A 22,456-nucleotide genomic window follows, 5' to 3' on the forward strand; every position below is an offset into this window, starting at 1 on the left:
GCTCCAATCAAAGGCCGGATACATTGATGCAAGACCGCTTACCGCCAGCTCGGCAAAACCACTTGCAACGCACGGCCCAAGGGAAAAATCGTCGGCGCAAAGCCGCCGCTCCGTCCGAAGTACGTCTGGTCAATCCGAACCAAGCTCCAGGTCGAAGGCCGAATGCGCGATCTGGCACTGTTCAACGTTGCTATCGATAGCAAGCTGCGCGGGTGCGACGTCGTGGCCTTAAAAGTTGATGATCTCGCGCCGGGCGGATACTCGGCCGACCGCGCGACCGTCCGACAGAAGAAGACCGGCCGGCCAGTCAAATTTGAACTGACGGAATCGAGCCGGCAGGCAATCGACGATTACCTTCGGGTTACGGGCAAGAGGTCAGGAGAATACCTGTTCACTGGCCGGCGGCTAAGCGGACACATGACGACCCGCCAGTATGCCCGCCTCCTATCCCGCTGGCTCGCCGACATCGGATTGGACCCGCATCTGTTCGGGACGCATTCCCTTCGGCGGACCAAGGCGACTACCGACCGCCGAGGCGCAACTTCGCAGATGGGCCACGAGCGGACATCGCTGCGGCAAAAAATCCCATATGCGAGATCGAGCGGCGCGGAGCAGGCATGTATCGCGGACGCCTTAGGGGGTGGTTCGTTTGTTCCAATGCTCGGCCGCCTGCCTAACGGTCGGCGCATTGGGGCCGAACGCTGAACATTCCTTACATACTACAAATTTTGGATCGATGTCGCTGTTGATCCAAACTTCCGAACTGCCGCAGAAAGGACAGGGCCGCAGCGGTTGTACGGAAATGGGGAATCCGCGCAGTGGATCGATAGCTGGGCTGTCGCTAGGCTTCCTAGGCATCTTAACATGAGCGTTTGGGCAGTAGTTCTGGGCCGATGTCGACGACCTCCACGAAATGATGACCGACGTCGCTGTTGAAGCCGATGAAGTCCCACTTCGCGCCGTCGTCTTGGCAAGTAGTGCCGGTGAAACGTGCCGGCTGCCACTCGGGATGTTTCGTGCTTGAGCGCACAAGGACCCAATAGAAGCGACCTGGAATCAACTGTGTGACGTCAGGCATGGAATCACTTGTGGCCTCTCGCTCACGCCGCCGCGCGGCGCTCGGCCGAGCGCAGACGCATGGGCTTGCCGCCCGGCGGGTTGCGTGGACCGTTTCCGTCTAGCGCGCGTAGCGCTTCCAGAATTTCGTCGATATGAACAGGCGCCTTTAGTCCGTCCGGTGAGCGTAACGCTGGACAGGACGCGATCGCCGAGGCGTCAGAAGCCCATGACGCGAGGATGGCCCGCTTCTCGGCCAGACTCAAATTCGGGTCAGCGACGACCTCGCGCGGATGCGAGAACACCGTGCCGGGATGAAGAAGGGCATTTAAATCGAAGACGTTATCGTGTGCGGGCGTCGTCCGCATGGCTAAACCTCCCATCATAAGACGCATCAAGGTGGCCGCGCGGGAGCATCCGCGCGGCGGCGATCGGAACCAAGCCGCGTTGCTCAGGCGGCCTTGCCCTCGATCTGCTTGACCTGTCCAGCGCTTGCGCCCGCGATGGCGATGCGCCGCGGCTTCATGGCCTCGGGAATCTCGCGTTGAAGCTCGATGACCAACAGACCATTCTCGAAGTGCGCGCCCTTGACCTCGACGTGGTCAGCCAGGGTGAACTGGCGCTTGAACGAGCGTGTCGACATTCCGCGATGCAGGAAGGTCTTCTCGTCCTTCTCAGCCTTGTGGCCTTCCAACGTAAGGACATTCTGCTCCACCGTAAGGCCCACCTCGTCCGGTGTGAAACCGGCGAGCGCCACCGAGATTTGGAAGCGGTTCTCGTCGAGCCGCTCGATGTTATAGGGGGGATAGGTCTCTTCGGCGGTCCGCTGGACTTCGTCGAGAACATCAAACAGGCGGTCGAAACCAATGGTTGACCTCCACAGGGGAGTCCAATCATACCTCATAGCCAAATCCTCCAAAGAGCAAGTTGGGTACGAGCTGGCACCGGACACCTTCCGGCGCCCGCCTTGATTTCGGGGCCCCGAAGGCGCCCCGGCCGCCATGTCTGCGGCGACCAAAAAAATCTGCCACGGGCAAAAAAGTTTCAAGAGGGTGACGAAAAATTTTAGCGCCTTAACGGGCGGCCTGGTTTAAGCGTTGTTGTCATGCAAGGTCACATCCGCTTCGCTGCGCTCTATGGCCGCTCGGGGGCACAAGCGGCGGTCGGGGTTGCCGGCCCCGCGACCGCTCTCCGTCCAAATAGCCGACATGGTAAATGCCTCAGCTCGGGTCGGCTAAGGGCCCACAAGGCGACATATGAAAGAGGCCGCCAACTGAGGCGGCCCTACTCTTGCGGGCTTTCTTGGTCTGGATTGATGCCAAGAATCTTGAACGACTGCGCCAATACCTCTCGGGAACGTCGAAGAACTTCACTGGTGTGCACTAGCGCTTGCTGCGCTCGTTCATAGGCCTGCTTCGCAGCCTCGATCTCTTCCCGGGTCACAGTGCCGCAGTAAGGCATAGCATTTTCCTGGAATGCGCCTGCAGATCCTTTCATGGCGATTTCATTCTGGTGGACGACGCCCCGGGGATGTAAGCCACTCGTTCATATGAGAGGCTGTTTCGGCCTGCCGGGCTTTGCGGATCATTTGGTCCCGCGCTGCGCCTGGTGGAAGCAATTTGGCTTCGGCTCTTAGGCGTTTTGCTTGTTCGGAAAGTCGTTCTTCAAGGGATTGTATCTGCTTGAAACGACGACGGTGCTGCATGACACAACCTCGTGCTTACGGGTCCTAATCCGTAGGGTTTAGCAATCCGAATATGCAGTCGGCCGGGATTCAGTTCCCCGCGCGGACGAAATTTTTACGCCACTACGTTCGTAGTCCGTTCCGGGTCAAGATCGGCGGTCTAGCTCCCCGCCAAGCGCTTCCGGTCTACACTCGACAGCCGACACTTGGACGAACTTCGAGATAGGCAGCATCAGGCCAGACCCGGACGTGCTGACCTTGAGCGGCACCGAGGCTACAGTGGCGTTTGCCATCCCTATAGTTTAGTCCGCTCGCAAAGGAATGACCAATGACCCGTATATATTTCGAAGATGCCGAAATTGGTACCGCCAGAAAGGCGGGTCCGTATTTGGTCTCGAAGGAAGAGATTATTCAGTTCGCCAAGCAATACGATCCGGTACCGCGCCACATCGATGAGGAGGCAGCAGCACGCTCAATTTTTGGTGGATTAACCGCATCGGGCGCCCACACGTTTGCAGTCTTCATCTCGCTTACGCCCAAGCTCCAGCCTCGGCCTCTCCATGTCCTCGCCGGAATGGGCTGGGATGAGCTGAGGTTGCCGAACCCGGTACGCCCGGGAGATGAACTTAATCTCGAAGCGATTATCTTGGAGAAGCTGGAATCAAAAACGAAACCTGATCGCGGCATCGTGCGCAATCAAATCCGATTATGTAATCAAAGAAACGAAATCGCCTTGCAATGCATCGGCACCATCCTCGTTGCGAGGCGACTGGACGCGAAAGCATCGGCGTAAGCCGTTCTACAAGGTGCCGTCGGTTGGTTTCGCTCCGATGTCTCTTGTGGGGCAGACTCGGCCCTCAATGTGCCGGATCGGGGCTTCCGGTCCTCCCTGACAAGCTGACCTTTTTGAGGCGCATCGACCGTCGCCGTCGGCCATGTCCGGACCCTTGCACTTCCATTCCGAAGGATGAAAATCCACTGGCTTTCCGCTATTTTGTGTTGAGCCGCAGTTCTGAAGCGGCGATCTCGAAACGAGGTTCGCGATGACCTCCAGGTCCTCGATCAGGCGGCTCGGCGCCCCGCTCGTCGCTTTTTTTCTGACCATCTGGCCATTGGTTCCTCCGGTACACGCTATTGAGGACGCTGCAAAGGTCGGCGTGGTGTCCTTTGGCCTGTATGGGGATCAAGGCGTGTTTAGATCCGAGGCGACCGGCGCGGCTCAGGTTGTGGCCGGCCGTTTCGAGACTGGACCGATCAACGTGGAGTACAATTCCAAGAAAGGGGGAAATGCAACGATCGAAGCTCTGACCAAGTCGTTGCAGACGGCAGCCAACCGCTTGGATCCCGAGAAAGATGTTCTCTTTTTGATTCTCACCTCGCATGGATCTCCTGATGGCCTTGCAATCAAAGCGGGGCGGCTGACAGAAACGCTTACACCATCTCGGCTCCGCGACATGCTCGCGAAGACAGGTGTGCGACACAAGGTCGTGGTCATCTCGGCTTGTTATTCCGGGGTCTTTATCCCGCGCCTCGCGACCTCCGATGTGCTGGTCATCACCGCGGCCGATGACAAGCATCCGTCGTTCGGCTGCCAGGACAAGGCCAAGTGGACCTATTTTGGGGACGCTTTTTTCAACGTCGCGCTCCGGAAAGCCGTCAGCCTGAAGGATGCGTTTCTCGATGCGCGCTCACTCGTCCGGAAGCGAGAATTGCGGGAACATTTCGAGCCGTCGAATCCGCTCATGGCGGGCGGTGCAGACGTGCTGCCATTGCTCGTCGGACGCCCTTGAACAACCCGCCGTGAGCGCAGAGGTTATTGCTCGCGGGCGCATCGCCGTTTCCGGTCGCCCCCGATAGGCAACTATTTGACTGCTCGCTTAGACTTCGCATTCGGGCCACTATGCGACATCGCGCTCCCTTGCCAGAATGACGAAAGAGGCCGCCCGTTAAGTCGGCCTCAGTCGTGCTCTCTGCGCTTCGTTTTTACTTCTTGCGCGGATCGTCGGCTGGGTCGATGAACACGATGCCCCCCGTCCGTATGCGCCATCAACAGCAGCGGCTATAGAACCCTCGTCGCGTAGATCGACGTTCACGGATTGGAGGCGTAGGTCTTCGTGGCCAAAAAGCTGTCTGCCTCGTTCGGGATGTCTTGATGCAATCCGAACGAAAAACTCGGGCGCCCGGAGCAAGCGTTGAACAACGCGGCGGCCGAGAAACCCCGTTCCACCGAACACCGTAACAAGGCGATTATTTGCGGCCGCCATGGCGCAACTCGTACTGAGAGACCGTCTCACGCAGGCACGGCCAGCGGAGGCGGTCGTTTATTCTAACGAGAGCGGCGCCTAGCAACGGCAGTCGGTTTCATCTCATCTCCCTCGAGGAAGATGCGTTTAGGCATCTGCATCGAATAGTGTCGAGGCCCAGCTCACGGATGGGGGTTGGTTTTCTGAATGGGTCGCCACGTGACGGGTGATCGTGGAAGGTCTCCGAACTCGGACGAGGCGTAGTCCCGGCCTTCCGGGGTGATGATGTGAACGTCATAGCAGCCTATCTTAGCAAGCTCCTTGGCTTTCGTGAGGGCCGCTTCGGCGGTCTTCCTCCGGTGCGCCAGCTCGCCGTGCTTGCACATGCCTTTGACGGTGAAACTCATTTCTTCTTCTTCTTCTTTTTGTTCTTTTTCATGGTATCTGCCTGGGCTCGGAATGCCTCGGCCAAGGTCTTCATCTGATTTGCCACAAAGGCATCAGCAGCGCGCGCGGCTGCCTTTTCGGCCACCTCAGCCTGCTTGCGGATGTCCTTTACAGCTGCCATAGGAGCTTAATTTGGAGGCCACAGTGTTGTTCCGCAGACGGGTCCTGCGACCGAACCGTCGGGTTCTCCTGGTTTGTTGCTGAGCTGGAGCCGACGGTCTCTCCTGGTTTGACGGCAGGACCGCTCTTGTTTCCTGGTTGACCCGGTATTCCCGCGCCGGAGCTCTGCGCGCTTGGAGCAGTGGAGACGTCCGGCTTGGTCGTTTGCGCTAATACCGATGAAGGCAGCACCGTCAGCGCAAAGGCGACAGCACTTATGATCAGCTTCATTGTGTCTACTCTCCCAAGGAAGGATGGGTGGAGCACGATGGCGCGACCTGCCAGAAAACTTCGGTCCGTTGCTACAATCGGTTCGTTCGCTGGCGACGTGCGGGCGTGTGGGCCAATCTTATGAGCGCGTCTGTTGGGTTGAATCACGGCTCGGCTGTCAGGCTCAACTGGTCGCTATGCACCCGAAAACGGACCTATTATGCTCACCTTGAGTTTTGTCGTTCATGACCCGAGGCCGAAGTTGGATTTTGTCGATCGATATCCCTGTCCCGGCAGCCGGGCGTTCGTTGCGCCGGCGAAGCTTGCCCGCTCCACCGCCGCAACCATTGGCACTTAGCCGGCGCGAACGTAGCCGTAGCGAAGGTTCGAGGGTTGCTTCGCAGCTTGGGTGTACTCGTTCTTGAGCGCTGCGAGGCGGTCCTCGGAAAAGGCTGGCATCCTGGTGTTATCGGCCGCCTTCAGTTTAATCTTGTAAAACCTGGTTGCGTTGCCAGCGAAGATCAGCTGCTTAGTGCCGCTGTTAGCGTCGCCGAGTGGCGCAAAGCCGTACTTCTTCTGCATGTCCTCAGGGATTTCGAGCCGGCGCAACGCCTCGATCTGCCACTGCGGCGAGCCGTACCAGACCGAGTCGGTGCCCCACATGACGTGGTCGACCCCCATGCCCTTGATCAGCGTTCCGACCAGGGCCGCACAGAACTTCGGATGCGCCACGGCCGAGTTGGCAAAGGACGTGCCGAGCTCGGCATAGACGTTGGTGACGCCGAATTTCTGCGGAATTTCCGCGAGATCCGAGGCCCACTGGATGCGGCCTGTCTGCTCGAACTCCGCCCACGCCTTGTCCGGCAGCTCGAGGAATGGCCGTAGCGCCGAGTGATAGATCACGAAGTTCATCTGCGGCCAATCCTTGGCAGCCTTTCCGATGTCCCAAGCGGTTGCGTATTCCCACACGCCGGCGAACGACTTCTCGTAATCGGGCGGCAGCAGCCCCTTGTGGATACAGAGCGTATTGATGCCGGCCTTCACCGCTCTTTCGTAGAATGGGTACATCAGCTGCTCGTCGTCGAGCCGCCATGGGAACTTGGAGGGCGCCAGCGGGTCGCCGATCGTGTAGGACTTCCAGGAGTCCGGCTTGTAGACGTCGATTGCCTTGTCGACCTCCTCCATCCAGCCGGGCTGCCTGGGAGTGATGACGCTGTGCGCCAGCAGGCGGCGCGAGCCGGCGAAGTCGTTGATGAGTTCGCGCGCCTTTACGATCTGCTCGTTGGACAGAAGCCACCAGCTCGGATCGTCGAACGGCGCGCCGCTCAAGAGTGCCATGTTGGTGTCGCTGTCGCAGTAGACCTCTTTCACGTAGTTCTGGAACTTGTAGCGGGCGAGCGAGGAGACGCCTTCCTCCTTCATCTTCGGGTTCCAGTGCTGGCTCGCAAAGTCCGCCAGCCCCAAGAGCTCCTTGTGATCGAAGTCGTCACGCACGAAATGGGTCTGGACGTCGAAGATGAACTGGCCGGCGAGGGCTTGCGCGCGCGCCAACATCAGCTCGGGCTCGCGGGCCTCTGCGGGCGCGACCTGGAAGACATTGCCGTAGATGTCGTTCATGGCGAGGAATGCCGACGCCATGCCGCAACTCGTGTGCAGGAACTGCCTGCGGCTCAGACCCAGGTGCTTGCCGTTCACGTCGGCGAGCTCGTTGATCCGTGCTTCGACCTTCTTCTGCGTAGCGCTTTGCGGGGGCGGGATACTCGCCGTTGGAAACAATCTGAGTGGGAATCGGCGTTGCCGCCGATGCCGCCTCCGCGCCCGCGACGAGACGCTGTTCTCGCTCACTGAGCCAGGTACCCATTGTTCTCCTCCCTTTTCGCCATCGACAGTGCTGGTCAGCGCGCGCATGAGGCTGCGCGGTTGGCCACTCCCGATCACTTAGGTGCACCGACTAGTCGTACCCTCCCTATTCAGCTACGTATGAAGCCATCACACTTGCCTCACGGTCTCTCTATCGTCTGTAAACACGCTTTTGGCGTCGGCGGGCTTACCGGAACGGCCGCCGTTGTTAGGGCTGGAGAGATGGACGCACGAGTGCCTTAGTTCCGCAAGCGGCCTTGCGACCTACTAGAGCTCGCGGCTCATCGCCGGGTGCGTGCGGTTCTTCACCTTGACCCATTCCTTCGTGCGGCCGGCGATGTAGCGGCGATCGCGACGCTTGGAGATGATGCCCTCGAGGCGGAGGTCGCAAGCCGCGCGAAACAGGTCGGGCCCGATCGCGCCGCTCTCAAATGGAGCGACGAACATGCCGTCCGGCCGGCCGCGCAGCAGCCGGGCGAGGTTGGTCTTGCGCATTTCGAGCGGCAGCTGGCGTAAATCCTCGCCACCGAGCGCGAGGATGTCGAAGGCGTAGAGCTGCACCTCGTCGTCGTGCCGGCGCGAGTGCAGCGCGTCGAAGTCGGAGACGCCGTCGACGCCGAGCACCACGGCCTCGCCGTCAATGACGAACTGCTGCTCGCGGTTGCGCAGCGCCGCTTGCACAATCCATGGAAAGCGGTCGGTCCAGTTGTGCCCGTTCCTGGTGATCAGGCGCACAGTGCGGCCGTTGCGCTCGACGCGCAGGCGATAGCCGTCGTACTTGATCTCGTGGAGCCAGTCGGGGCCATCGGGGACGGCCTTGGCGGAGGTGGGCAGGCAGAACTCGAACGCCTTCGACATGAGAACGAGATAGTCACGCGGCCGCGAATATGCGAATCTCGCGCTCGATTTAAGCGTCGGGATTTCGTCAGTGAGGGACCGATGACAATTGCATTGCCATACCTTGGAATTGCGGTCTGCTGCTCGCTCGCGGTCTGGTTAGTGAGCCGAGTGCTTTAGGATCGGCGTGGAAGCGCCAGCTGCACGCCGATCGAGCGGCCAAGCTGGCTCTCGACGAAATCCTTCAAGGGTCCGAGATCTCGTGACCTTCGGCAGTAATCCTGCGCTCGAGCTCGTGGGCTACGTCCTCGGACGCGTCGAGCGACCAGCCCTCGACCGGGTTGAATGCGACCACGCGAAGTCGCGGAACTCCTCGAGGACGGTGAAAAAATCCTTGTCGAGACGATCATTTGGCGAAGCCATACGCGAGAACTCCACTGACCGGAGTCCAATATAGGCAACGTTCGGCGGGAATGCGAATCGCTTCACCTATGCGACTGTCGAAGCAGCGACACGGATGGCAGTATAAACTGCAAATCCGGGGTACGCCGGTTGCCCAATCGTTAGTTAGCCGGCGCCCATGCGAGTTATTGCGTCCGGGCTAGCGAGACAGCCTCGGCTGGCCGGGTAACTTCGGCCCGGTTCGCTCCCTCCAACCCGAGTTGGGGCCACCTTTTGGGCGCTTGGCAGGGCGGCCTTAGTTCAATTTGCGGCGCAGCTTCTGGATGATTGCGCGCAGCTCGGCTGTGTACTCCTCAATGACCCGCCGTGACTCCTCCAGCCGGGTCGGCTTGGCTTCTCTAGCTTCGGTCTGTTTCTCCAGCTCGGTCATGCTCCAGCGTCACCGGGCGGAGGGGGTAGAACCGTTGCGATACATCAATGGGACGGCGGTAACGGAGGCACCTTACTGTCTCCTGAGGCGTTCGATCTGGACGGTGAACCGGACCCGCATCACTGGACCAAAATCGTCGCGGACCTCAATAGCGGCTTCTCCCGGCTTGATCGGGCGCTGGAAGCTTTCCCGGGCGGCATCCGCCATTGCTCGGGACGCCTCCTGCTCCACGCCCTCCATGTCCGCAATCTCCGAGCCTTCCTCGTCAACCACGAGACCGTCTTGGTCCATCAGATCGAAATAATACCGCGCCATGAGACACCGCGACGCGCAGTAGCTTGCGCGCTTTCCAGCGTCTTCACCCTTGTTGTCCTACTCCGCTCTCACGCACCAGACGAGCAACTCGGCGAGGGCCCTCCCACACCTCAACAGTAGGGTGGGCTTCTAAGAATTTCTCGGCTCGAGCTTGGGCGTCATTGTCGGTTGGGCAATCGATTTCATATACTGCACGGACAACGCCTCCTGCATCGACCGCGTACGCAACATATCGCATCGCCGTTCCCAGATTGACGAGAACTGCTATAGGATTCATTCGCCGCTTGATCGTTCCTGCGGCTGCGTCTCATCGTGAAGGAGGCGTGCAGATCGACGTTAGGAATGGCCGCAACTGAGGCGGCCTCACTCTTGGGGCCGTCTCGATGGCCAGACCTCGGGGGCCGGCTCGCTAAGCAGCGCTTTGGCCTTGGCAAGCAATTCGACCGACCGCTGAATCATTTCCGTCTCGCGCTTGGTCGCGGCGCGCATCCGCTCCAGTTTTAGTTCGATCTGTTCGGCGAGCCATTCCAAGTCGCCCGTCGCCATAAGCGCCTCCCGGTCAAGCCGGGGGCTTAACTCATGTTAAGGTTCCTTGGTTCCGCGGATCCACCCCCGGGGCGGCTGGAGCTGTCGTTCTTGCATCGGATTCACAAATGTGAATCCAATTGGGATCGTTTTTTGGGATGAAGATGCGTTTGTCTCTGTCTGCCGCCCAGACAGTGGCAGACCTCTCGGTCCCAGCTCGTTTTTCGATCCGGAAAAACCTCCAGGCTGGGGCCGATGTGGTCCACTCTCGAAGCAAAGCGGTTCCGTATTCTCCCGGCCTGTCCGCAGGTTGCCAAAGATTGCGACCTGAGTTTACAATCTCGCCGTGTGCGGTTTTGACACACATGATATTTGAGATCTTGGCCGATTCACATGCGTGCTCGCGGCTCATTGCAGTTGCCGTGTTTTTGAGAACTCATTTTCACTAATGCATTTGGAAAGCCATGTCGTGTAAGGCAATTGTCTCGGCTTACGTACGCTTGAGGAACCAGCAGGCGCTCGAAGATATGAGAGATCTTCGGCTCGAATTGTTCAAGTGCGTGTCCGGCTCCGCAGTCAAGCACGTTCATGCTGATCTCCGATTGATCGAAGATGGGTTGGAACAGCTCCGCCGAAACCAGCAAGCGGACAGTACGGCACCCGCAGATGGGAATTTAGGTTACTGCACTTCCGAGGTACGTCAGTTACCCCATCGCTAGTTCGCCGCCGCCGATGCAGGTTGTTGGAGCCCTGAGCTGGCGTGACGCCCTGGCTCAGTACCTCGGCCTCAACTCCCGCCAGCCCCGAGTTGGGGCCGTCTTTTGGACAGCTGCCGACTGAGGCGGGGTTGTGCGACGACCAAGAACCGACCGGACAGATGTGCGGACTAACTAAACGGCCTCGGGGTTTTTGATGGCGGGCCACTACTATTCCGTCGCTCTGCTGATGTCGTTGGAGTTTTCTATCGATGAACGCCGGGAGGTACTTTGACGATTGGATCTGTCGTTTGGTTTAATAGATTTAAAGGTTACGGGTTCATAAGACCCGATGGCGGAGGGAAGGACGTATTTGTTCACATGTCGGCCGTCGAGCAAGCTGGCCTTCAGACGTTAGTCGCGGGGCAAAGGGTGAGCTATGAGCTGGTCATCTGCGGATCAGCACAACCGCCCCCTCAAAGGGCGAGGCCAGTTCGCGCACGGTGTGAATGAGATGCTCGACCTTTGGCTTCGGGATAATGTGGCACAAACTGCATAGGCAGCCTTCTTAACGTAGATTAAGATTGGAGGCATGCGCAAAGAACTTCTAGTGCGTGTGCTTGCCATTGGCGCTGGTGCTTTCACCATGGCCGCGGCAACGGCGCTCATCTTTAGCCTTTGATCTATCTCAAGCAGCGCACGTGAGCCGCCCGCATCCTCCCATGCTGTGGGAGGCGACAATGCGGCCTTGGATGTTGCATGCGCTGGCGTGGGGTGCGGCCGCCGTGGGCTTGGCAGCCATCATCTCCATGAGCATGTAAGGCCGGCGCCGATCGCTTGCCTCGCGCGCCTGGCGTCGATGTACAGATCCAAGAGGTCGCTGGGGGCGGTGCCGTTGATGTTGAGCTGGGCAGCTGCATATCAGGGCACCCTCGGAGCGTGCTCGGCCTCGACGGCGCGCAGCAGGGCGGCGAGGCTGGGATATTCTGCGCCATTGCGAGCGTAGCGGTTGACGCGCTCGACATAGCGGGCCGAACCGTCGGGCTTGCCGCGCCAGCTGAACAGCAACACGGCGCTGTTGTGCTGGCGCAGAACGTGGCCGGCGCCACTACCGAAATACTTGCTCATGGCGTGGCGCTTCACGGCCGGCCTCCAGCTTCGCCACCTCCCGACTCGTCCATTCCCGGATATGCGTCCCGACGGGGACGTTCCTATTGTAGGCGAGGAGAGATTCGGCGGAGGTGAGCGGCTTCACACTTCTTGGTTTTCAGGCGGGTTGGAATAGGCTGACAGCTGCACAGGTCGGGAGCCTTCCATGGGAACAGAGCTCACTGTCCAGCATGCCAAGCTGCCCCGGCGTCGGGAGCGCGAGCTCCGGGCTGCGCAGTACGTCCGGATGTCGACGGATCGGCAGCAATATTCGATCGCAAACCAGATGGCTGTGATCGCGGGCTACGCAGCCGAGCATCGGCTCACGATCGTGCGCACATATATCGACGAGGGCATCAGCGGATTGAGGATCAACAACCGACGGGGACTCATCGGTTTGATCAGGGACGTTCAATCGGGAGCCGCCGATTTCGGGAATGTCCTGGTGCGGGACGTCAGTCGCTGGGGCAGATTTCAGGACACCGACGAGAGCGCATATTACGAGTTCATTTGCAAGTTGTCCGGTGTGAAGGTGCTCTATTGCGCCGAGGTCTTCGACAACGACGGAAGCCCGATGTCCGGCCTCTGGAAAAACATGAAGCGCCTGATGGCAGCGGAGGACAGCCGGAATCAGTCGGCGAAGGTTTTTGCGGGGCAGAGCCGAATTGCAGGGCTTGGCTATTGGGTGGGCGGTCGGCCCGGCTTCGCGCTGCGCAGAGAGCTGATCGACGCAACTGGCAAGTCAAGGGGATTTCTCGAACATGGCCAGCAGAAGGCCTTGCAGACTGACAGGGTATTGCTGCGGGCCGGACCACCCGATGAGATCGCGGTCGTGCGATGGATATTCGAGAGCTTCGTCGGCGGGAAGGAGGAGACCGCTATCGCCCGCGAGCTGAACGCGAGAGGCGTTGCCAATCATCGCCGCGTTCCGTGGAATCTTCAGATGATCGGTCGCATCCTTCGCAACGAGAATTACACGGGCAATACGGTCTACTGCCGGACATCGAACTACTTGCGAGGGCGCCGTGTCATTAACGCCAAGGCCAAATGGATACGAGGGGTTGCCGCACTTGAGCAGATTGTGCCGCGGAACGTCTTTGACGCCGCTCAACGGATTATTGAGCGACGACTACGGCACCGGGTGTCCTCGGACGAGCTGCTCAAGATACTGCGCGTTCTTCAGCACCGGCTGGGCACGCTGTCTCACAACGCGATCAATCGAGTAAAGGGAGCCCCCAGCGCCGACCTGTACGAGCGGAGGTTCGGCAGCCTTCGTAACGCCTATGCGCTGATCGGCTACGTTCCGGATGCCGACTACAGCTACCTGGACACGCGCGGCGAGCGTGCCAATCTGATCAAGCAGCTAGCTGCCGAGATCATCGGCCGCGTGCCGGGCGTGGGTCCTGATCTCATCGCGGAGCGAGCCGGTGGCTGCATGGCTGTGAAAGATGGGTCTTTCGTATCGCTACGCGTGGTCCGATCCTGGAAACATTCTCAAAGGCATTGCCTGGCGTGGACACTGCGGCGTGGCTCGAAGGCCCGTCCTGGTCTCGCGGTCATGGTCAGGTTGGATGAGCAGAACCGCCAGCCCGTAGACTTCATCTTAACGTCTGTGACCGGCCTTCCGGAGCGTCCGCTGATCATGACCGAAGCGGTCGTGAAAAAGCGATATCGGCTCAGGTTCAAGAGTGCAGCGGAACTGATCCATGGGTTAAGGCGGAAGCTGGCCCGCGAACCGCGGCTTTGCTCCCATTGACAGTCATCCATCCCTGCGATGCGATGAGATCGAGCAGCTGGTGCCCACTATCGCAGGGCGCGCACAGGTCGAGACAGCGCCGTTCTACGGTCTGCAGCGGCCAGATCGCTTTAGCTTTCTGCTCAGGTGAGTCCTCTGATGCGGCGCTTTCGTTGCCGCGGCATCGGACTGCGCAAATGCCCCGCCGAGGCGGGGCACAGTTCGTCCGGTCGTCACCGGAAAACGCCTGTACTGCGTTTGACGAAGCATCGCCTTCCAGGGATTCGGTCGCTGCGTCCGGCTCGCTGACACGCTTGTCCCTGGTACACGTTTGTGGTACACGGTCCGAATATCGGGCGTCCGTAACAGGCTGATTTTTCTGCGGATTTTGGCATCTTTCGTTGGGTGGCAGAGAGTCCCACTCTCTCCGCCACCTGACGATCAGCACTGATCGATGCCCGGTAACACCGCCCAAGCGACAAGGCTGAATTTGCATGCTCTTGAGGGATTGAGCTTCGCGTTACGGTAACAAATCCTAGCAATTTCAACGGCCCGGACCAGACTACGAATCTGAGGGTCGGACGTTCGAATCGTTCCGGGCGCGCCAGCTTCTTCCGATGCCGGCAAAAGCAATGCAGCGTCCGGTCGCTCGCCCGAGATCGCAGATGGCGCGCGCCCTTGGAAATCAGATGAAGATATCGCAGGCATTCAAATTCGAGGCGGCACATCGCTTGCCGAACGTGCCGGAAACGCACCGGTGCAGCCGGCTGCACGGTCATTCCTATCGGGTCGAGGTTCAGTTGGAGGGACCCGTGGACCCGCACACGGGTTTCGTCGCGGACTTCTTCGATATTGAAGAATGCTTTGCCGGCGTCCTGGAGGCCCTGGACCACAGATGCCTGAACGACGTCGAAGGACTCGAGAACCCAACCGCTGAGAATATCGCGATCTGGATATGGGACCGGTTGGGCTCGCGTCTCCACCAGCTTTCCGCAATTCGAGTTTACGAAACGGCGGACTGTTGGGCCGAATATCAAGGGCGATGACGGCAACCGCAAGCTGACCCGTTCAGCACGACCAGATCAAAAAGCGACCGCTGCCGGGGCGGCCCAATGGCTCCTCACGAAGTCCCGGATGTGCTCCGGCACGGGCACGGCGTCGATGTCGCAACGCGTCTGGATTTCTTCCGCAAGCTCTCTCGACATATCCTTCGACCAACGACCCTTTGAATCGAAGGCGACGATGCGGACGGGGTCGTTGAAACGGCCGGCGATCAGGTTCGAGATGACGGTTTCGATGTCAGTCCGCTCGACCTCGGTTTTCCGGCCGGCTCTGCCGGGCCGTCCGGCAATGTTGTCGACGATCAGATAGACGATTCGATCTGCCGCATCCTGATGAGCCGCGCCTTTATGAGCCGCGCATGGAGCGGCCATCGACGTCAATCCATTTCCAGCCATACGCGTCTCCAATGCAATAGAGCCGGTAATTTGTCCGGACGGGACCCGCCTGAATTGATCAAGCGCAATGCTATGTACCCGGGCCACTACGGCCCCGCATCAGGACCAAAGTACGATCAGGACTAAAGTATGATGACGCGCGGATCGTGCTTTGTAAGATCGGACACTGCCATTCGAGGGCAAGGAAGCCGCAATCGTGCACGCTCCGGCCAGGCGAAACCGAGTCCGCAACTCACTCGCAATCAAGTGGAACTGATGCAGCTCGACACCATCTCGTCGCCGCAACTGCCTGGGTCTGCTGAACTTGAAATTTCGCCGCGCTCGATCGAGCTCGTCCTTCAGGAGATGCTATCAAGCCCCGCCTGAAAAGGACTCCGGAATTGGGGAGCATCGCGACGTTCGCAACGAGCGGGTTTTCGAACTCGCTTCACCTCGTGCCGTGTATGTAATGCACAAGTTGCTCGATGACGAATGTTTGATCGCTGATCTTGTCCTTCACCAAATCTCCGATTGAGATCATTCCTACCACGTTTCCCTGCTCAATAACGGGAAGATGGCGCACGGCCTTTTCGGTCATGATGGCCATGGCTTCTTCGACAGATTGATCGGGCCGCACAAAGACGACTTTCGATTCCATGATATCGCGAACGGGAGTGGTGGGCGATGCGCGGCCTTTCAAGAACACGTTCCGCGCATAGTGGCGTTCCGTCATGATGCCTACGAGCTTGTCGCCCTCCATCACGACCAGAGAACCCACGTTCTTGTCCGCCATCTTCTTGATGGCATCAGACACAGTCTCGTCGGGACGAACGGACAAGACCTCACGGCCTTTCTTGTCCAGCAACTGCCCAATGGTTGCCATGGGACGCAACCCTCACTGCAAACCATATTTCAATGACCACCTCGGTTGACGCGCATTGATCCAGATCATGCGTCAAGACGATGTGATGAGGATCGGTGGCATCGAGCCTGCGGCAGATGCGCAGCAACTCGTTGGTGCGGCTGTGGGAGGTTTCCGAAAAACGGAATGACGTCCGGCATGTCTGATGGCGCGTGTGGGCGGTGGTTGACGAATTCGGTTCCTTTGAAATTATATAGCAATATCAAATATATAAGAGTTCTTACTTTTGTCCTGAATGGCGCGCCAATTGCACGATATTCCGCGATATTTTTGAGATGGGAGTCCCGATCGGGAGTGCCAGCCTCTTGATCGACTGATCGTGCAAGCGGCGGCGGGCAGGGGACTTGCCCTGGCTCGGAGACTGTTTGCCAGTTTTCGGGGGCAGACGCCTGTCGACTGCAAACGCGATTTGTCGTTGCCGCACACGATCCACTCATTCCCGCTCCATCATGTTGGCGATCGCCTTGATGCGGCTTCTGGCGTATCTCGGCAGGCCGGCGCTCAGCGAATCGCCGCTGTTGAAGGAGCTCTTGCCCATGAGCAGTTGCGCGGGCACGAGGTTTCGCAGAACGGGTGTATTGCTGTATCCCCTTTGTTTGTTCAGCACGTCGTTCCTGACCGCAATCAGGATGTAGACCGTTGCGATAGCGGCTTCCCGCTCGGTCGGATGCTGTTGCAGAACCGCAAGCAGCTTGCCGAACTGGATGACCTGGTTCACCCAAAAGATGTTCTGCTCGAGCGCGCTGGTGACTGTGGAGTCGAGCCCTGTCAGCGTCGGCAGCTCGGCAAGGCGCGGCTGCGTGACCAACATGATCTCACTCTGGAACTCGATGAAATCCGGAATCGGTTTTTTGCTCTCCTCGCGCAGCTTGTTGGCAAGCTGAATGCCCGCCGGAATTTTCCCTTCGAACATGTAGCGGGACCGCACGCAGATCGCGTTCGCGTCCTCGCACCAGCGGCGATCCGGCGGACGGTTGTGCGCGGCGCCCGCGTCCTTGTTGGGAACATCGTCGCCCGCACTGATCGGCCAGTGCTTGACTGCCGGATCGATCTGCTCAAGGAACGCGACATTCGCATACCGTGACAGATCCAATGCCGCTGCCGGTCTTGGAAGTCGAAACCGCGCCTCCGCCTGGTAGACCGAAAGCTTCAGCTTCGTTTGCTGGTTGAGCGTGGGCTCAACGAAGCTCGGAAAGAGCGAGAGGAAGCGCCGCTGAACCGGACGTGAGCGGGCCCAATCGTCGAAAGGAATGAGCTCAGTCGAGGAATCGGCGAGCTTGTCGTTGCGTTGGTCGGCGAAGATGACGGTGTGCGGTTTGATCTGTGCGATCGGGACGCTGGTGGCTGCGGGCACCTCCTCCAGCTGGAATTCCTGCGCGGCCGCACCCGCGCAAGCGGCCACGCAGGCGACGATGAGGACAGCGGTACGGTGGAGCCTCATGGGTCAATGCTCAATTCAACCGCCGCCAGAAATAATCGGGATCGACTCGGAGCGGCGGTCGCGGGAGGCGGTCCTCGTCATCGGGAGGTCCGCGCCAGGAGGGATATTCGTGCGGACCAAGACGCCAGGTCGGGAATGGAAAGGGCGGCCGGTTATCGCCGTAGTGGCGGTTGTCGTAGGACCACTGCTCGAATGGCCCGTCTTCGTCATAACCGCCACGATAGGCGTAACGTTCTGCACGCGAAACGATCCGAAATTGCGTATCATCGATTCTGCCCGACGGATCTCGCTTGACGTACTCGGTGAAAGCGCGCCCGGAGCCGGCCGGTGCAGGATCGCCGGTATAGGGATCGATCGACAGAGTACCGAGCTGACGCATGGCTTCGCGCGAAGGGCCGTTCAATGCCATCTTGGGCGCGTGCAGCTCCCAGGCTGCCTGCGCGATCGGCTCGAACATCGGTAGCGCCACTTTTGATCCGGTCTGGCCGCGGCCAAGGGAGCGGCGCCCGCCGTCGCTGTTGTCGTAGCCGACCCAGATGGCGATGGTAACGTCATTTGTGAAACCGACGAACCAGGCATCGACCGCATTATCGGTGGTACCAGTCTTGCCGCCGACAAAGGGAGAAAGATGCTTCACCACGCGCGCGGTTCCGCGCGCGAGCACGCCCTGCAGCATTGATTTCAATTGGTAAAACGATGCGCGGTCGGCGGAGCCGATCCAGTCCACCGCACGCGGATCGTGCTGGTAGATTGGTCGGCCGTCCTGTTCGATCGTTTCGATCGCATGGGGCCGGGGCCGGGCGCCCTCGTTGGCGATCGCTGCATAGAACGCCGCAAGGTCGATGAGTCGCACGGTTTGGGCACCGAGCACGAACGGGTAGTAGCGCATGCAGTTCTTGTAGAGCTGCGCTTCCATCGCGAGCTCGCAGACCCGGTCGAGGCCTCGCTCGGCACTGTCGTCGAGACCGGACGCGAGCAGTTGCACGGTGGCGAGATTGCGGGAGTTTTCCAGCGCACGCCGCAGTGTAATGGCGCCCAAGGCGCCGCCGTCATAGTTCTTCGGCGACCAGAAATCGCCCCGATGCGCGCCGATCGGTGTCAGCGTAATGGGTTCGTCCATCACCAGCGTGTTGGGCTGCAATCCCTTGCGAAGGGCGGCGAGATAGGTCAGCGGCTTCAAGGTGGAGCCGGGTTGGCGCAGACTCTGGACGGCGCGGTTGAGCTGGCTCGCCGGATACGAAAAGCCCCCCGCCATCGCGAGAATGCGACCGGTTTCGTTCCCGAGTACGAGCGCCGCTCCCTGCACGGTTGGTCGAATTCGCAGATCGGCACCCGCCGCTTCCTTGCCCTTGGCTTCGCGCAGTTGCACGTAGACCACATCGTACGGCTTGAGGCCGCGCTGGATCGCGGCGCTCCAGGTGTTCAGCGGCAGGATTCTTCCGTCGGTCAGTCCGACGTTGATCGCGTGGCCACGCTTGCCACGCGCATTCTCCAGGACGACCGCCGATTCCCAGTGAACGTCGTAGAGAGGTAGCCGCGTCGCCTTCAACGCCGCGAGCCAGGCCGGTTCCGTGGCCTTCAGGTCTGCCGCAATGCGACGGACGGCATCGGAAATGTTCGCCTCGGGTCCCTCAAATTTGTAGCGACCGGTGTTCAGCTCGTACCGTGCGAGGCCCTCCTGCAATGTCGCTTCGACTACGCGCTGCAGGGCAGAGTTGATGGTCGAGCGCACCGTGTAGGAGGAGTCGGTGAGAGTATCGAGGCCCGCGGCCAACTTTGCCTCGCGGGCGATGTGATCGACGAAGTGAAAGCCGAAGTCCCGTCGCGTCGGCCGGTACTCGACCAGCTGCGGCAATATTGCTTTCGCCGTGGCGGCGTCGATCATGGCGTCGTCCCGCATGCGGCCGAGCACGTAGGCAAGGCGCTCGCGCGCGCGCTCGGGGTGGTGGTCGGGGTTGAAGTAGTTCGGTCCCTTGGCGAGCCCGGCGAGGAGGGCGCCCTCGACGGCGGAGAGCGCCTTGGCCGGCTTGTCGAAATAGCTGCGCGCCGCCATCTCGATGCCCCAGGCTCCGCGACCGAGATAAATCGAGTTGAGATAAAGCTCGAGGATTTCCGCCTTGGTCAGGGCCCGCTCCATCCGCGAGGCAACGATCATTTCGCGCAGTTTTCTTTCGTAAGTGATGTCGTTGCCCACCAGCAGGTTCTTGGCGACCTGCTGCGTAATGGTCGAGCCGCCCTGCGGCCGGCCCGGGTGCGTGAAGTTGCCGATGAAGGCGCGGACCAGTCCGCGCTCGTCAATGCCGGCGTGTTGGAAGAAGCGCTTGTCCTCGGCGGCGACAAATGCGTTGCGCACCGCTTCCGGGATATCCGCAAGCTTGACCGAGATGCGGCGGTTGTTCGGCGCGTAGATCTCAGCAAGGCGCTCGCTCTTGTTGTCGAGGACTACGCTGGTGCCGGAAAGCCTGAGGTGCTTCAGCTGCGCCGCGTCGGGCAGATCCTTGACCGCGCTGTTGTAGAAGGCGATGACCTGACCAAGATCGACTGGAGACTCTTCCACATTTTCGACCTTGCAGAACTGCCTATAGACCACCTGGAGATCGGCCAGATTGAGTCCTTTGAGCGCCTTGACCTCGCTGTTCAACGCCTCCTTGTCATCCATGGCAGTGGCAATCAGATCGTCCAGGTTGATGTCCTCGATGTCGAAAGCCTTGCGCATGTGGGCGCAGCCGGCACTCAAAAGCTGCGCCACCTCGAAGCGGTCGCGCACCGCATCGAACTCCGTCTTGACCCCATCCGGCCGGGTAGTGACCTGGCTGAAGGCAAGCGCCGTGGCGAAGATCTTGATGAGTATCGAGTCCATGACCGGCCGACGGTCGAAAAAGCCGCCTCCGTAAGGTCGTAGAACAATAACAAACAAGACTGTGTTGAGGAAAAAGTTCCTGGGGGCCGCCGCCCCGCGCCTTCATGATTGCTCCGACCCGGCCGCGGAACCAACGCCGAGGCCCGCGCGTTTTAGAAAGACCGAATTGGCAGCGCACTCATGAATGCCCCTCTTCCAGTCGTGCTTGCCGTGGCGCTCCTCAGCGCCGCCGTCGCCACGATGCCTGCGGATGCTGCTCCTCGAAAAAAGAACACCCGGACACTTGCCGCAGTCTCCCCTGCAGCCAACGTTGCTCAGCCGCCCACGGACAGATTTTTGGCCTGCGATGTCCGGGTGCGAGATTATCTTCGCGAAGGCGGAGCGGTGGCACGGGTGACGAAGATCGAAGTGGACGATGCCCGACTGCAGTTGAACATCCATCATGAGTACGGGGAGGCGGGAAAGTCGTCTCGAAAATACCTCCGCGGGGACACTGAAGAAGAAATGCGCAAAAATCTGCGCGGGATATTGGATGAATTCGCTGCGGCTGCGAAGGCGGCAACGGCTGGCCGCGCTTGGTATGTGGTCGCTGCTCGCAAGGTCATGCCGGACCCCCGCGACGGTTCGAGCGAGACCACGAATCCGTGGACGGCCGTCGTTCTCGCGGATTTCGAGGGAAAATGCAGACCTATCACGTTCTATCAGTCTGTCGACCGGACCAAGCTCGATCCTGAACTGAGCAAGAAATTGGATGAATGAGGCTATGCGCGGGCCGCCGTCGAAGGGGGCCTGGACTTGCGAAGCTAAATGCGGCGCTGCGTTAGGCGTAGTGCGCAATCGTAGACTATCGCAATTTATTCAGTCGGATCGCTTGGTCGGCCGCGGCATCATAGCGCCACGGCGAAGCAATAGTGCCCATCTTCATCGGCCGCGGCCCGCTATCACCGTATGCATTCTATTGACGCGCTCGTGCGGCGGCACGCGCGTCGCGGCGGTCGTTCGCAGACGACGGTGCTGCCTGACTACGCTCCAGGCGGCCGATAGGCGACGGCTCGCGCACGGCCAAGTGCCTCCAGGGTCTCCTCGACGGTGAGCAGCGGTGTCGTCTCGAATTTCGACAATGCGCCACCGCCGCCGATCGCGATTGCGATTGCGGCCATCGAGACGTTGTCAGGCGCTTCCCAGAGACTGTAGCCGTCGTACGCTCCGAATGCGTACCAGAAGCCATGTAGCTTGCCGCCGACAGATTCGATGTACTTGCTTGCAGCTTCGCGGCGATCTTCCGGGTTCTTCATCAATCGAGCCCAGGTCTCCGGCATGTAGCTAAAGCGCGTTAGATAGAGAGCCATGGCAAGATCCTCCCTTCATCACCTTATATCACGATATCAAGTGCGAATTGGTGCGACTTGGCCGCAGGCCGTTCTCGCTACTGGCCGCCGAAGGCGCGTCCCGGCCCCACAATCTTCTTCTCACCCCCGTGCCATTCATTGCCGCGTGAGGCGGAGCACAAAATCGCACGAGGTCGCAGATTTGCCGTTTGGAGCGCGTGGCGGGGCTGCGACAGCATAGGGGCAGGGCGAACGAGTGGCGCCCATCTTCATCGGCCGGGGCGCGCCATTTCCGCTTCGCTTGCGATGCCGCCAGTCAATGGTGGCCTTTGCTGCGCTTCCCGTGGCTTACCGGATCCCTGCCGCGACGTTGGGCCGGTTCTGCTTGAGCCAGGCGACGGCCTCGGGTCCATCGACGACGCACTCGAAGGTTTCCCAGGTCGGGTCCTCCAGGGATTCCAATTGCAGTCGCTTCGCCGCATATTCGACGAGGTCGTGCAGGCCTTCGTATCCGCGTCGGTGCTCGAGCGACTCCGCGATCGCCGCGCTGGTCCATCCTCGTTGGGCCAAATCGATGATGCTCGGAGCATCAGCCTCGCTGAACCACGGCGTGGCATCGAACTCGATGCAGCGGACATTGTCGGCGGTATGGCAAGTGGCGTGGATCATCGGGCTCCTCCGTCCTGAGCTAGCATTGCACGTCTCGCATCGCTGTCTCGCAC

27 protein-coding genes and 1 pseudogene are annotated in these 22,456 nt (G+C 60.0%); 8 read left to right on the plus strand and 20 right to left on the minus strand.

Annotation, left to right across the window (positions count from 1 at the left end):
- Positions 1–162 precede the first annotated feature (162 nt).
- Positions 163–705 (plus strand): tyrosine-type recombinase/integrase, encoded by a 543-nt coding sequence (locus tag JQ592_RS36680; RefSeq protein WP_246821003.1) that lies wholly within the window; start codon positions 163–165, stop codon positions 703–705.
- Here the strand turns inward: JQ592_RS36680 and JQ592_RS38875 are convergent.
- The 5 genes from JQ592_RS38875 to JQ592_RS36705 all read right to left on the minus strand — a co-directional run bounded on the left by JQ592_RS38875 (position 634) and on the right by JQ592_RS36705 (position 2,553).
- Positions 634–858, minus strand: coding sequence for a Lar family restriction alleviation protein (locus tag JQ592_RS38875; RefSeq protein WP_211407580.1), 225 nt, complete (start codon positions 856–858; stop codon positions 634–636). The genes JQ592_RS36680 and JQ592_RS38875 overlap by 72 nt on opposite strands.
- Position 859: 1 nt before the next feature.
- Positions 860–1,078: a hypothetical protein gene (locus JQ592_RS36690; RefSeq protein ID WP_211407581.1), complete on the minus strand. Its 219-nt coding sequence runs from the start codon at positions 1,076–1,078 to the stop codon at positions 860–862.
- Between the two features lie 22 nt (positions 1,079–1,100).
- On the minus strand, positions 1,101–1,424 hold the full coding sequence (locus JQ592_RS36695; protein WP_211407582.1) for a hypothetical protein: 324 nt from the start codon (positions 1,422–1,424) through the stop codon (positions 1,101–1,103).
- An 83-nt stretch (positions 1,425–1,507) separates the two neighbouring features.
- Positions 1,508–1,960 carry an Hsp20 family protein gene (locus JQ592_RS36700; protein ID WP_211407583.1) on the minus strand — a complete coding sequence of 151 codons (453 nt, stop codon included), beginning with the start codon at positions 1,958–1,960 and terminating at the stop codon, positions 1,508–1,510.
- Positions 1,961–2,340: 380 nt separating this feature from the next.
- The gene (locus tag JQ592_RS36705) at positions 2,341–2,553 is read right to left on the minus strand and encodes a hypothetical protein (RefSeq protein WP_211407584.1); all 213 of its coding nucleotides are present in this window, start codon (positions 2,551–2,553) and stop codon (positions 2,341–2,343) included.
- 515 nt (positions 2,554–3,068) lie between these two features.
- On the opposite strand from JQ592_RS36705, the gene JQ592_RS36710 reads away from it, so the two are divergent.
- Together JQ592_RS36710 and JQ592_RS36715 are read left to right on the plus strand one after the other, a co-directional pair.
- Positions 3,069–3,533: a MaoC/PaaZ C-terminal domain-containing protein gene (locus JQ592_RS36710; protein WP_211407585.1), complete on the plus strand. Its 465-nt coding sequence runs from the start codon at positions 3,069–3,071 to the stop codon at positions 3,531–3,533.
- A 250-nt stretch (positions 3,534–3,783) separates the two neighbouring features.
- Entirely contained in the window at positions 3,784–4,530 is a 747-nt protein-coding gene (locus JQ592_RS36715; protein WP_246821006.1) for a C13 family peptidase, read from the plus strand.
- A 156-nt stretch (positions 4,531–4,686) separates the two neighbouring features.
- On the opposite strand, the gene JQ592_RS38810 is transcribed toward JQ592_RS36715, so the two are convergent.
- From JQ592_RS38810 to JQ592_RS36730, 3 genes are all read right to left on the minus strand, one after another.
- Positions 4,687–5,004: an NAD(P)H-binding protein gene (locus JQ592_RS38810; RefSeq protein ID WP_349630523.1), complete on the minus strand. Its 318-nt coding sequence runs from the start codon at positions 5,002–5,004 to the stop codon at positions 4,687–4,689.
- Between the two features lie 161 nt (positions 5,005–5,165).
- A complete protein-coding gene (locus JQ592_RS36725; RefSeq protein WP_211407586.1) occupies positions 5,166–5,390 on the minus strand; it encodes a hypothetical protein in 225 nt (74 codons plus the stop codon).
- A complete protein-coding gene (locus tag JQ592_RS36730; RefSeq protein WP_211407587.1) occupies positions 5,387–5,551 on the minus strand; it encodes a hypothetical protein in 165 nt (54 codons plus the stop codon). The genes JQ592_RS36725 and JQ592_RS36730 overlap by 4 nt, the downstream gene beginning before the upstream one ends.
- A 298-nt stretch (positions 5,552–5,849) precedes the next feature.
- On the opposite strand from JQ592_RS36730, the pseudogene JQ592_RS36735 reads away from it, so the two are divergent.
- Positions 5,850–5,950, plus strand: a pseudogene (locus tag JQ592_RS36735) (transposase); the annotation flags it as partial.
- Positions 5,951–6,153: 203 nt separating this feature from the next.
- Here the strand turns inward: JQ592_RS36735 and JQ592_RS36740 are convergent.
- The 5 genes from JQ592_RS36740 to JQ592_RS36760 all read right to left on the minus strand — a co-directional run bounded on the left by JQ592_RS36740 (position 6,154) and on the right by JQ592_RS36760 (position 10,189).
- The gene (locus JQ592_RS36740) at positions 6,154–7,437 is read right to left on the minus strand and encodes an amidohydrolase family protein (RefSeq protein WP_246821010.1); all 1,284 of its coding nucleotides are present in this window, start codon (positions 7,435–7,437) and stop codon (positions 6,154–6,156) included.
- Between the two features lie 489 nt (positions 7,438–7,926).
- Positions 7,927–8,517: an RNA ligase family protein gene (locus JQ592_RS36745; protein WP_211407588.1), complete on the minus strand. Its 591-nt coding sequence runs from the start codon at positions 8,515–8,517 to the stop codon at positions 7,927–7,929.
- Between the two features lie 676 nt (positions 8,518–9,193).
- Positions 9,194–9,328 carry a hypothetical protein gene (locus JQ592_RS38690; RefSeq protein ID WP_283816235.1) on the minus strand — a complete coding sequence of 45 codons (135 nt, stop codon included), beginning with the start codon at positions 9,326–9,328 and terminating at the stop codon, positions 9,194–9,196.
- 72 nt (positions 9,329–9,400) lie between these two features.
- Positions 9,401–9,643, minus strand: a complete 243-nt coding sequence (locus JQ592_RS36755) for a DUF6894 family protein (RefSeq protein WP_211407589.1) — start codon at positions 9,641–9,643, stop codon at positions 9,401–9,403.
- A 363-nt stretch (positions 9,644–10,006) separates the two neighbouring features.
- Complete coding sequence (locus tag JQ592_RS36760) at positions 10,007–10,189, minus strand: hypothetical protein (protein ID WP_211407590.1); 183 nt, start codon at positions 10,187–10,189, stop codon at positions 10,007–10,009.
- A 965-nt stretch (positions 10,190–11,154) separates the two neighbouring features.
- Here JQ592_RS36760 and JQ592_RS36765 point away from each other — a divergent pair.
- Positions 11,155–11,376, plus strand: coding sequence for a cold-shock protein (locus tag JQ592_RS36765; RefSeq protein ID WP_211407591.1), 222 nt, complete (start codon positions 11,155–11,157; stop codon positions 11,374–11,376).
- A gap of 408 nt (positions 11,377–11,784) precedes the next feature.
- Here the strand turns inward: JQ592_RS36765 and JQ592_RS36770 are convergent, their stop codons facing one another.
- Entirely contained in the window at positions 11,785–11,991 is a 207-nt protein-coding gene (locus tag JQ592_RS36770) for a hypothetical protein (RefSeq protein WP_211407592.1), read from the minus strand.
- Positions 11,992–12,178: 187 nt separating this feature from the next.
- Between JQ592_RS36770 and JQ592_RS36775 the strand changes: the two genes are divergently transcribed.
- Positions 12,179–13,768, plus strand: a complete 1,590-nt coding sequence (locus tag JQ592_RS36775) for a recombinase family protein (protein WP_211407593.1) — start codon at positions 12,179–12,181, stop codon at positions 13,766–13,768.
- Positions 13,769–14,436: 668 nt separating this feature from the next.
- Entirely contained in the window at positions 14,437–14,793 is a 357-nt protein-coding gene (queD, locus tag JQ592_RS36780) for a 6-carboxytetrahydropterin synthase QueD (protein WP_211407620.1), read from the plus strand.
- A 36-nt stretch (positions 14,794–14,829) separates the two neighbouring features.
- On the opposite strand, the gene JQ592_RS36785 is transcribed toward queD, so the two are convergent.
- The 4 genes from JQ592_RS36785 to JQ592_RS36800 form a co-directional block, all read right to left on the minus strand.
- The gene (locus JQ592_RS36785) at positions 14,830–15,204 is read right to left on the minus strand and encodes a hypothetical protein (protein WP_211407594.1); all 375 of its coding nucleotides are present in this window, start codon (positions 15,202–15,204) and stop codon (positions 14,830–14,832) included.
- 427 nt (positions 15,205–15,631) lie between these two features.
- Positions 15,632–16,066 carry a CBS domain-containing protein gene (locus JQ592_RS36790; protein WP_246821012.1) on the minus strand — a complete coding sequence of 145 codons (435 nt, stop codon included), beginning with the start codon at positions 16,064–16,066 and terminating at the stop codon, positions 15,632–15,634.
- Positions 16,067–16,538: 472 nt separating this feature from the next.
- On the minus strand, positions 16,539–17,546 hold the full coding sequence (locus JQ592_RS36795; protein ID WP_211407595.1) for a hypothetical protein: 1,008 nt from the start codon (positions 17,544–17,546) through the stop codon (positions 16,539–16,541).
- A gap of 10 nt (positions 17,547–17,556) precedes the next feature.
- Complete coding sequence (locus JQ592_RS36800; RefSeq protein ID WP_211407596.1) at positions 17,557–20,406, minus strand: penicillin-binding protein 1A; 2,850 nt, start codon at positions 20,404–20,406, stop codon at positions 17,557–17,559.
- 180 nt (positions 20,407–20,586) lie between these two features.
- Here JQ592_RS36800 and JQ592_RS36805 point away from each other — a divergent pair, with 180 nt between their 5' ends.
- Positions 20,587–21,165 carry a hypothetical protein gene (locus JQ592_RS36805; RefSeq protein ID WP_211407597.1) on the plus strand — a complete coding sequence of 193 codons (579 nt, stop codon included), beginning with the start codon at positions 20,587–20,589 and terminating at the stop codon, positions 21,163–21,165.
- 263 nt (positions 21,166–21,428) lie between these two features.
- Here JQ592_RS36805 and JQ592_RS36810 read toward each other — a convergent pair whose 3' ends face one another.
- Positions 21,429–21,755 (minus strand): GYD domain-containing protein, encoded by a 327-nt coding sequence (locus tag JQ592_RS36810; RefSeq protein ID WP_211407598.1) that lies wholly within the window; start codon positions 21,753–21,755, stop codon positions 21,429–21,431.
- Between the two features lie 327 nt (positions 21,756–22,082).
- Positions 22,083–22,403, minus strand: coding sequence for a hypothetical protein (locus tag JQ592_RS36815; RefSeq protein ID WP_211407599.1), 321 nt, complete (start codon positions 22,401–22,403; stop codon positions 22,083–22,085).
- Positions 22,404–22,456 lie beyond the last annotated feature (53 nt).

Source organism: Bradyrhizobium iriomotense (genome assembly GCF_018129405.1).
GTDB classification, from domain to species: domain Bacteria; phylum Pseudomonadota; class Alphaproteobacteria; order Rhizobiales; family Xanthobacteraceae; genus Bradyrhizobium; species Bradyrhizobium iriomotense_B.

Coding starts and splice junctions, on each gene's coding strand:
- JQ592_RS36715 (WP_246821006.1), top strand. CDS start 3,784: ATGACCTCCAGGTCCTCGATCAGGCGGCTCGGCGCCCCGCTCGTCGCT.
- JQ592_RS36775 (WP_211407593.1), top strand. CDS start 12,179: ATGGGAACAGAGCTCACTGTCCAGCATGCCAAGCTGCCCCGGCGTCGG.
- JQ592_RS36700 (WP_211407583.1), bottom strand. CDS start 1,960: ATGAGGTATGATTGGACTCCCCTGTGGAGGTCAACCATTGGTTTCGAC.
- JQ592_RS36805 (WP_211407597.1), top strand. CDS start 20,587: ATGAATGCCCCTCTTCCAGTCGTGCTTGCCGTGGCGCTCCTCAGCGCC.
- JQ592_RS36795 (WP_211407595.1), bottom strand. CDS start 17,546: ATGAGGCTCCACCGTACCGCTGTCCTCATCGTCGCCTGCGTGGCCGCT.
- JQ592_RS38875 (WP_211407580.1), bottom strand. CDS start 858: ATGCCTAGGAAGCCTAGCGACAGCCCAGCTATCGATCCACTGCGCGGA.
- JQ592_RS36705 (WP_211407584.1), bottom strand. CDS start 2,553: ATGAAAGGATCTGCAGGCGCATTCCAGGAAAATGCTATGCCTTACTGC.
- JQ592_RS36695 (WP_211407582.1), bottom strand. CDS start 1,424: ATGCGGACGACGCCCGCACACGATAACGTCTTCGATTTAAATGCCCTT.
- JQ592_RS36810 (WP_211407598.1), bottom strand. CDS start 21,755: ATGGCTCTCTATCTAACGCGCTTTAGCTACATGCCGGAGACCTGGGCT.
- JQ592_RS36730 (WP_211407587.1), bottom strand. CDS start 5,551: ATGGCAGCTGTAAAGGACATCCGCAAGCAGGCTGAGGTGGCCGAAAAG.
- JQ592_RS36790 (WP_246821012.1), bottom strand. CDS start 16,066: ATGGCAACCATTGGGCAGTTGCTGGACAAGAAAGGCCGTGAGGTCTTG.
- queD (WP_211407620.1), top strand. CDS start 14,437: ATGAAGATATCGCAGGCATTCAAATTCGAGGCGGCACATCGCTTGCCG.
- JQ592_RS36785 (WP_211407594.1), bottom strand. CDS start 15,204: ATGGCTGGAAATGGATTGACGTCGATGGCCGCTCCATGCGCGGCTCAT.
- JQ592_RS38810 (WP_349630523.1), bottom strand. CDS start 5,004: ATGGCGGCCGCAAATAATCGCCTTGTTACGGTGTTCGGTGGAACGGGG.
- JQ592_RS36815 (WP_211407599.1), bottom strand. CDS start 22,403: ATGATCCACGCCACTTGCCATACCGCCGACAATGTCCGCTGCATCGAG.
- JQ592_RS36710 (WP_211407585.1), top strand. CDS start 3,069: ATGACCCGTATATATTTCGAAGATGCCGAAATTGGTACCGCCAGAAAG.
- JQ592_RS36680 (WP_246821003.1), top strand. CDS start 163: ATGCGCGATCTGGCACTGTTCAACGTTGCTATCGATAGCAAGCTGCGC.
- JQ592_RS36800 (WP_211407596.1), bottom strand. CDS start 20,406: ATGGACTCGATACTCATCAAGATCTTCGCCACGGCGCTTGCCTTCAGC.
- JQ592_RS38690 (WP_283816235.1), bottom strand. CDS start 9,328: ATGACCGAGCTGGAGAAACAGACCGAAGCTAGAGAAGCCAAGCCGACC.
- JQ592_RS36755 (WP_211407589.1), bottom strand. CDS start 9,643: ATGGCGCGGTATTATTTCGATCTGATGGACCAAGACGGTCTCGTGGTT.
- JQ592_RS36690 (WP_211407581.1), bottom strand. CDS start 1,078: ATGCCTGACGTCACACAGTTGATTCCAGGTCGCTTCTATTGGGTCCTT.
- JQ592_RS36725 (WP_211407586.1), bottom strand. CDS start 5,390: ATGAGTTTCACCGTCAAAGGCATGTGCAAGCACGGCGAGCTGGCGCAC.
- JQ592_RS36740 (WP_246821010.1), bottom strand. CDS start 7,437: ATGGCGTCGGCATTCCTCGCCATGAACGACATCTACGGCAATGTCTTC.
- JQ592_RS36745 (WP_211407588.1), bottom strand. CDS start 8,517: ATGTCGAAGGCGTTCGAGTTCTGCCTGCCCACCTCCGCCAAGGCCGTC.
- JQ592_RS36760 (WP_211407590.1), bottom strand. CDS start 10,189: ATGGCGACGGGCGACTTGGAATGGCTCGCCGAACAGATCGAACTAAAA.
- JQ592_RS36770 (WP_211407592.1), bottom strand. CDS start 11,991: ATGAGCAAGTATTTCGGTAGTGGCGCCGGCCACGTTCTGCGCCAGCAC.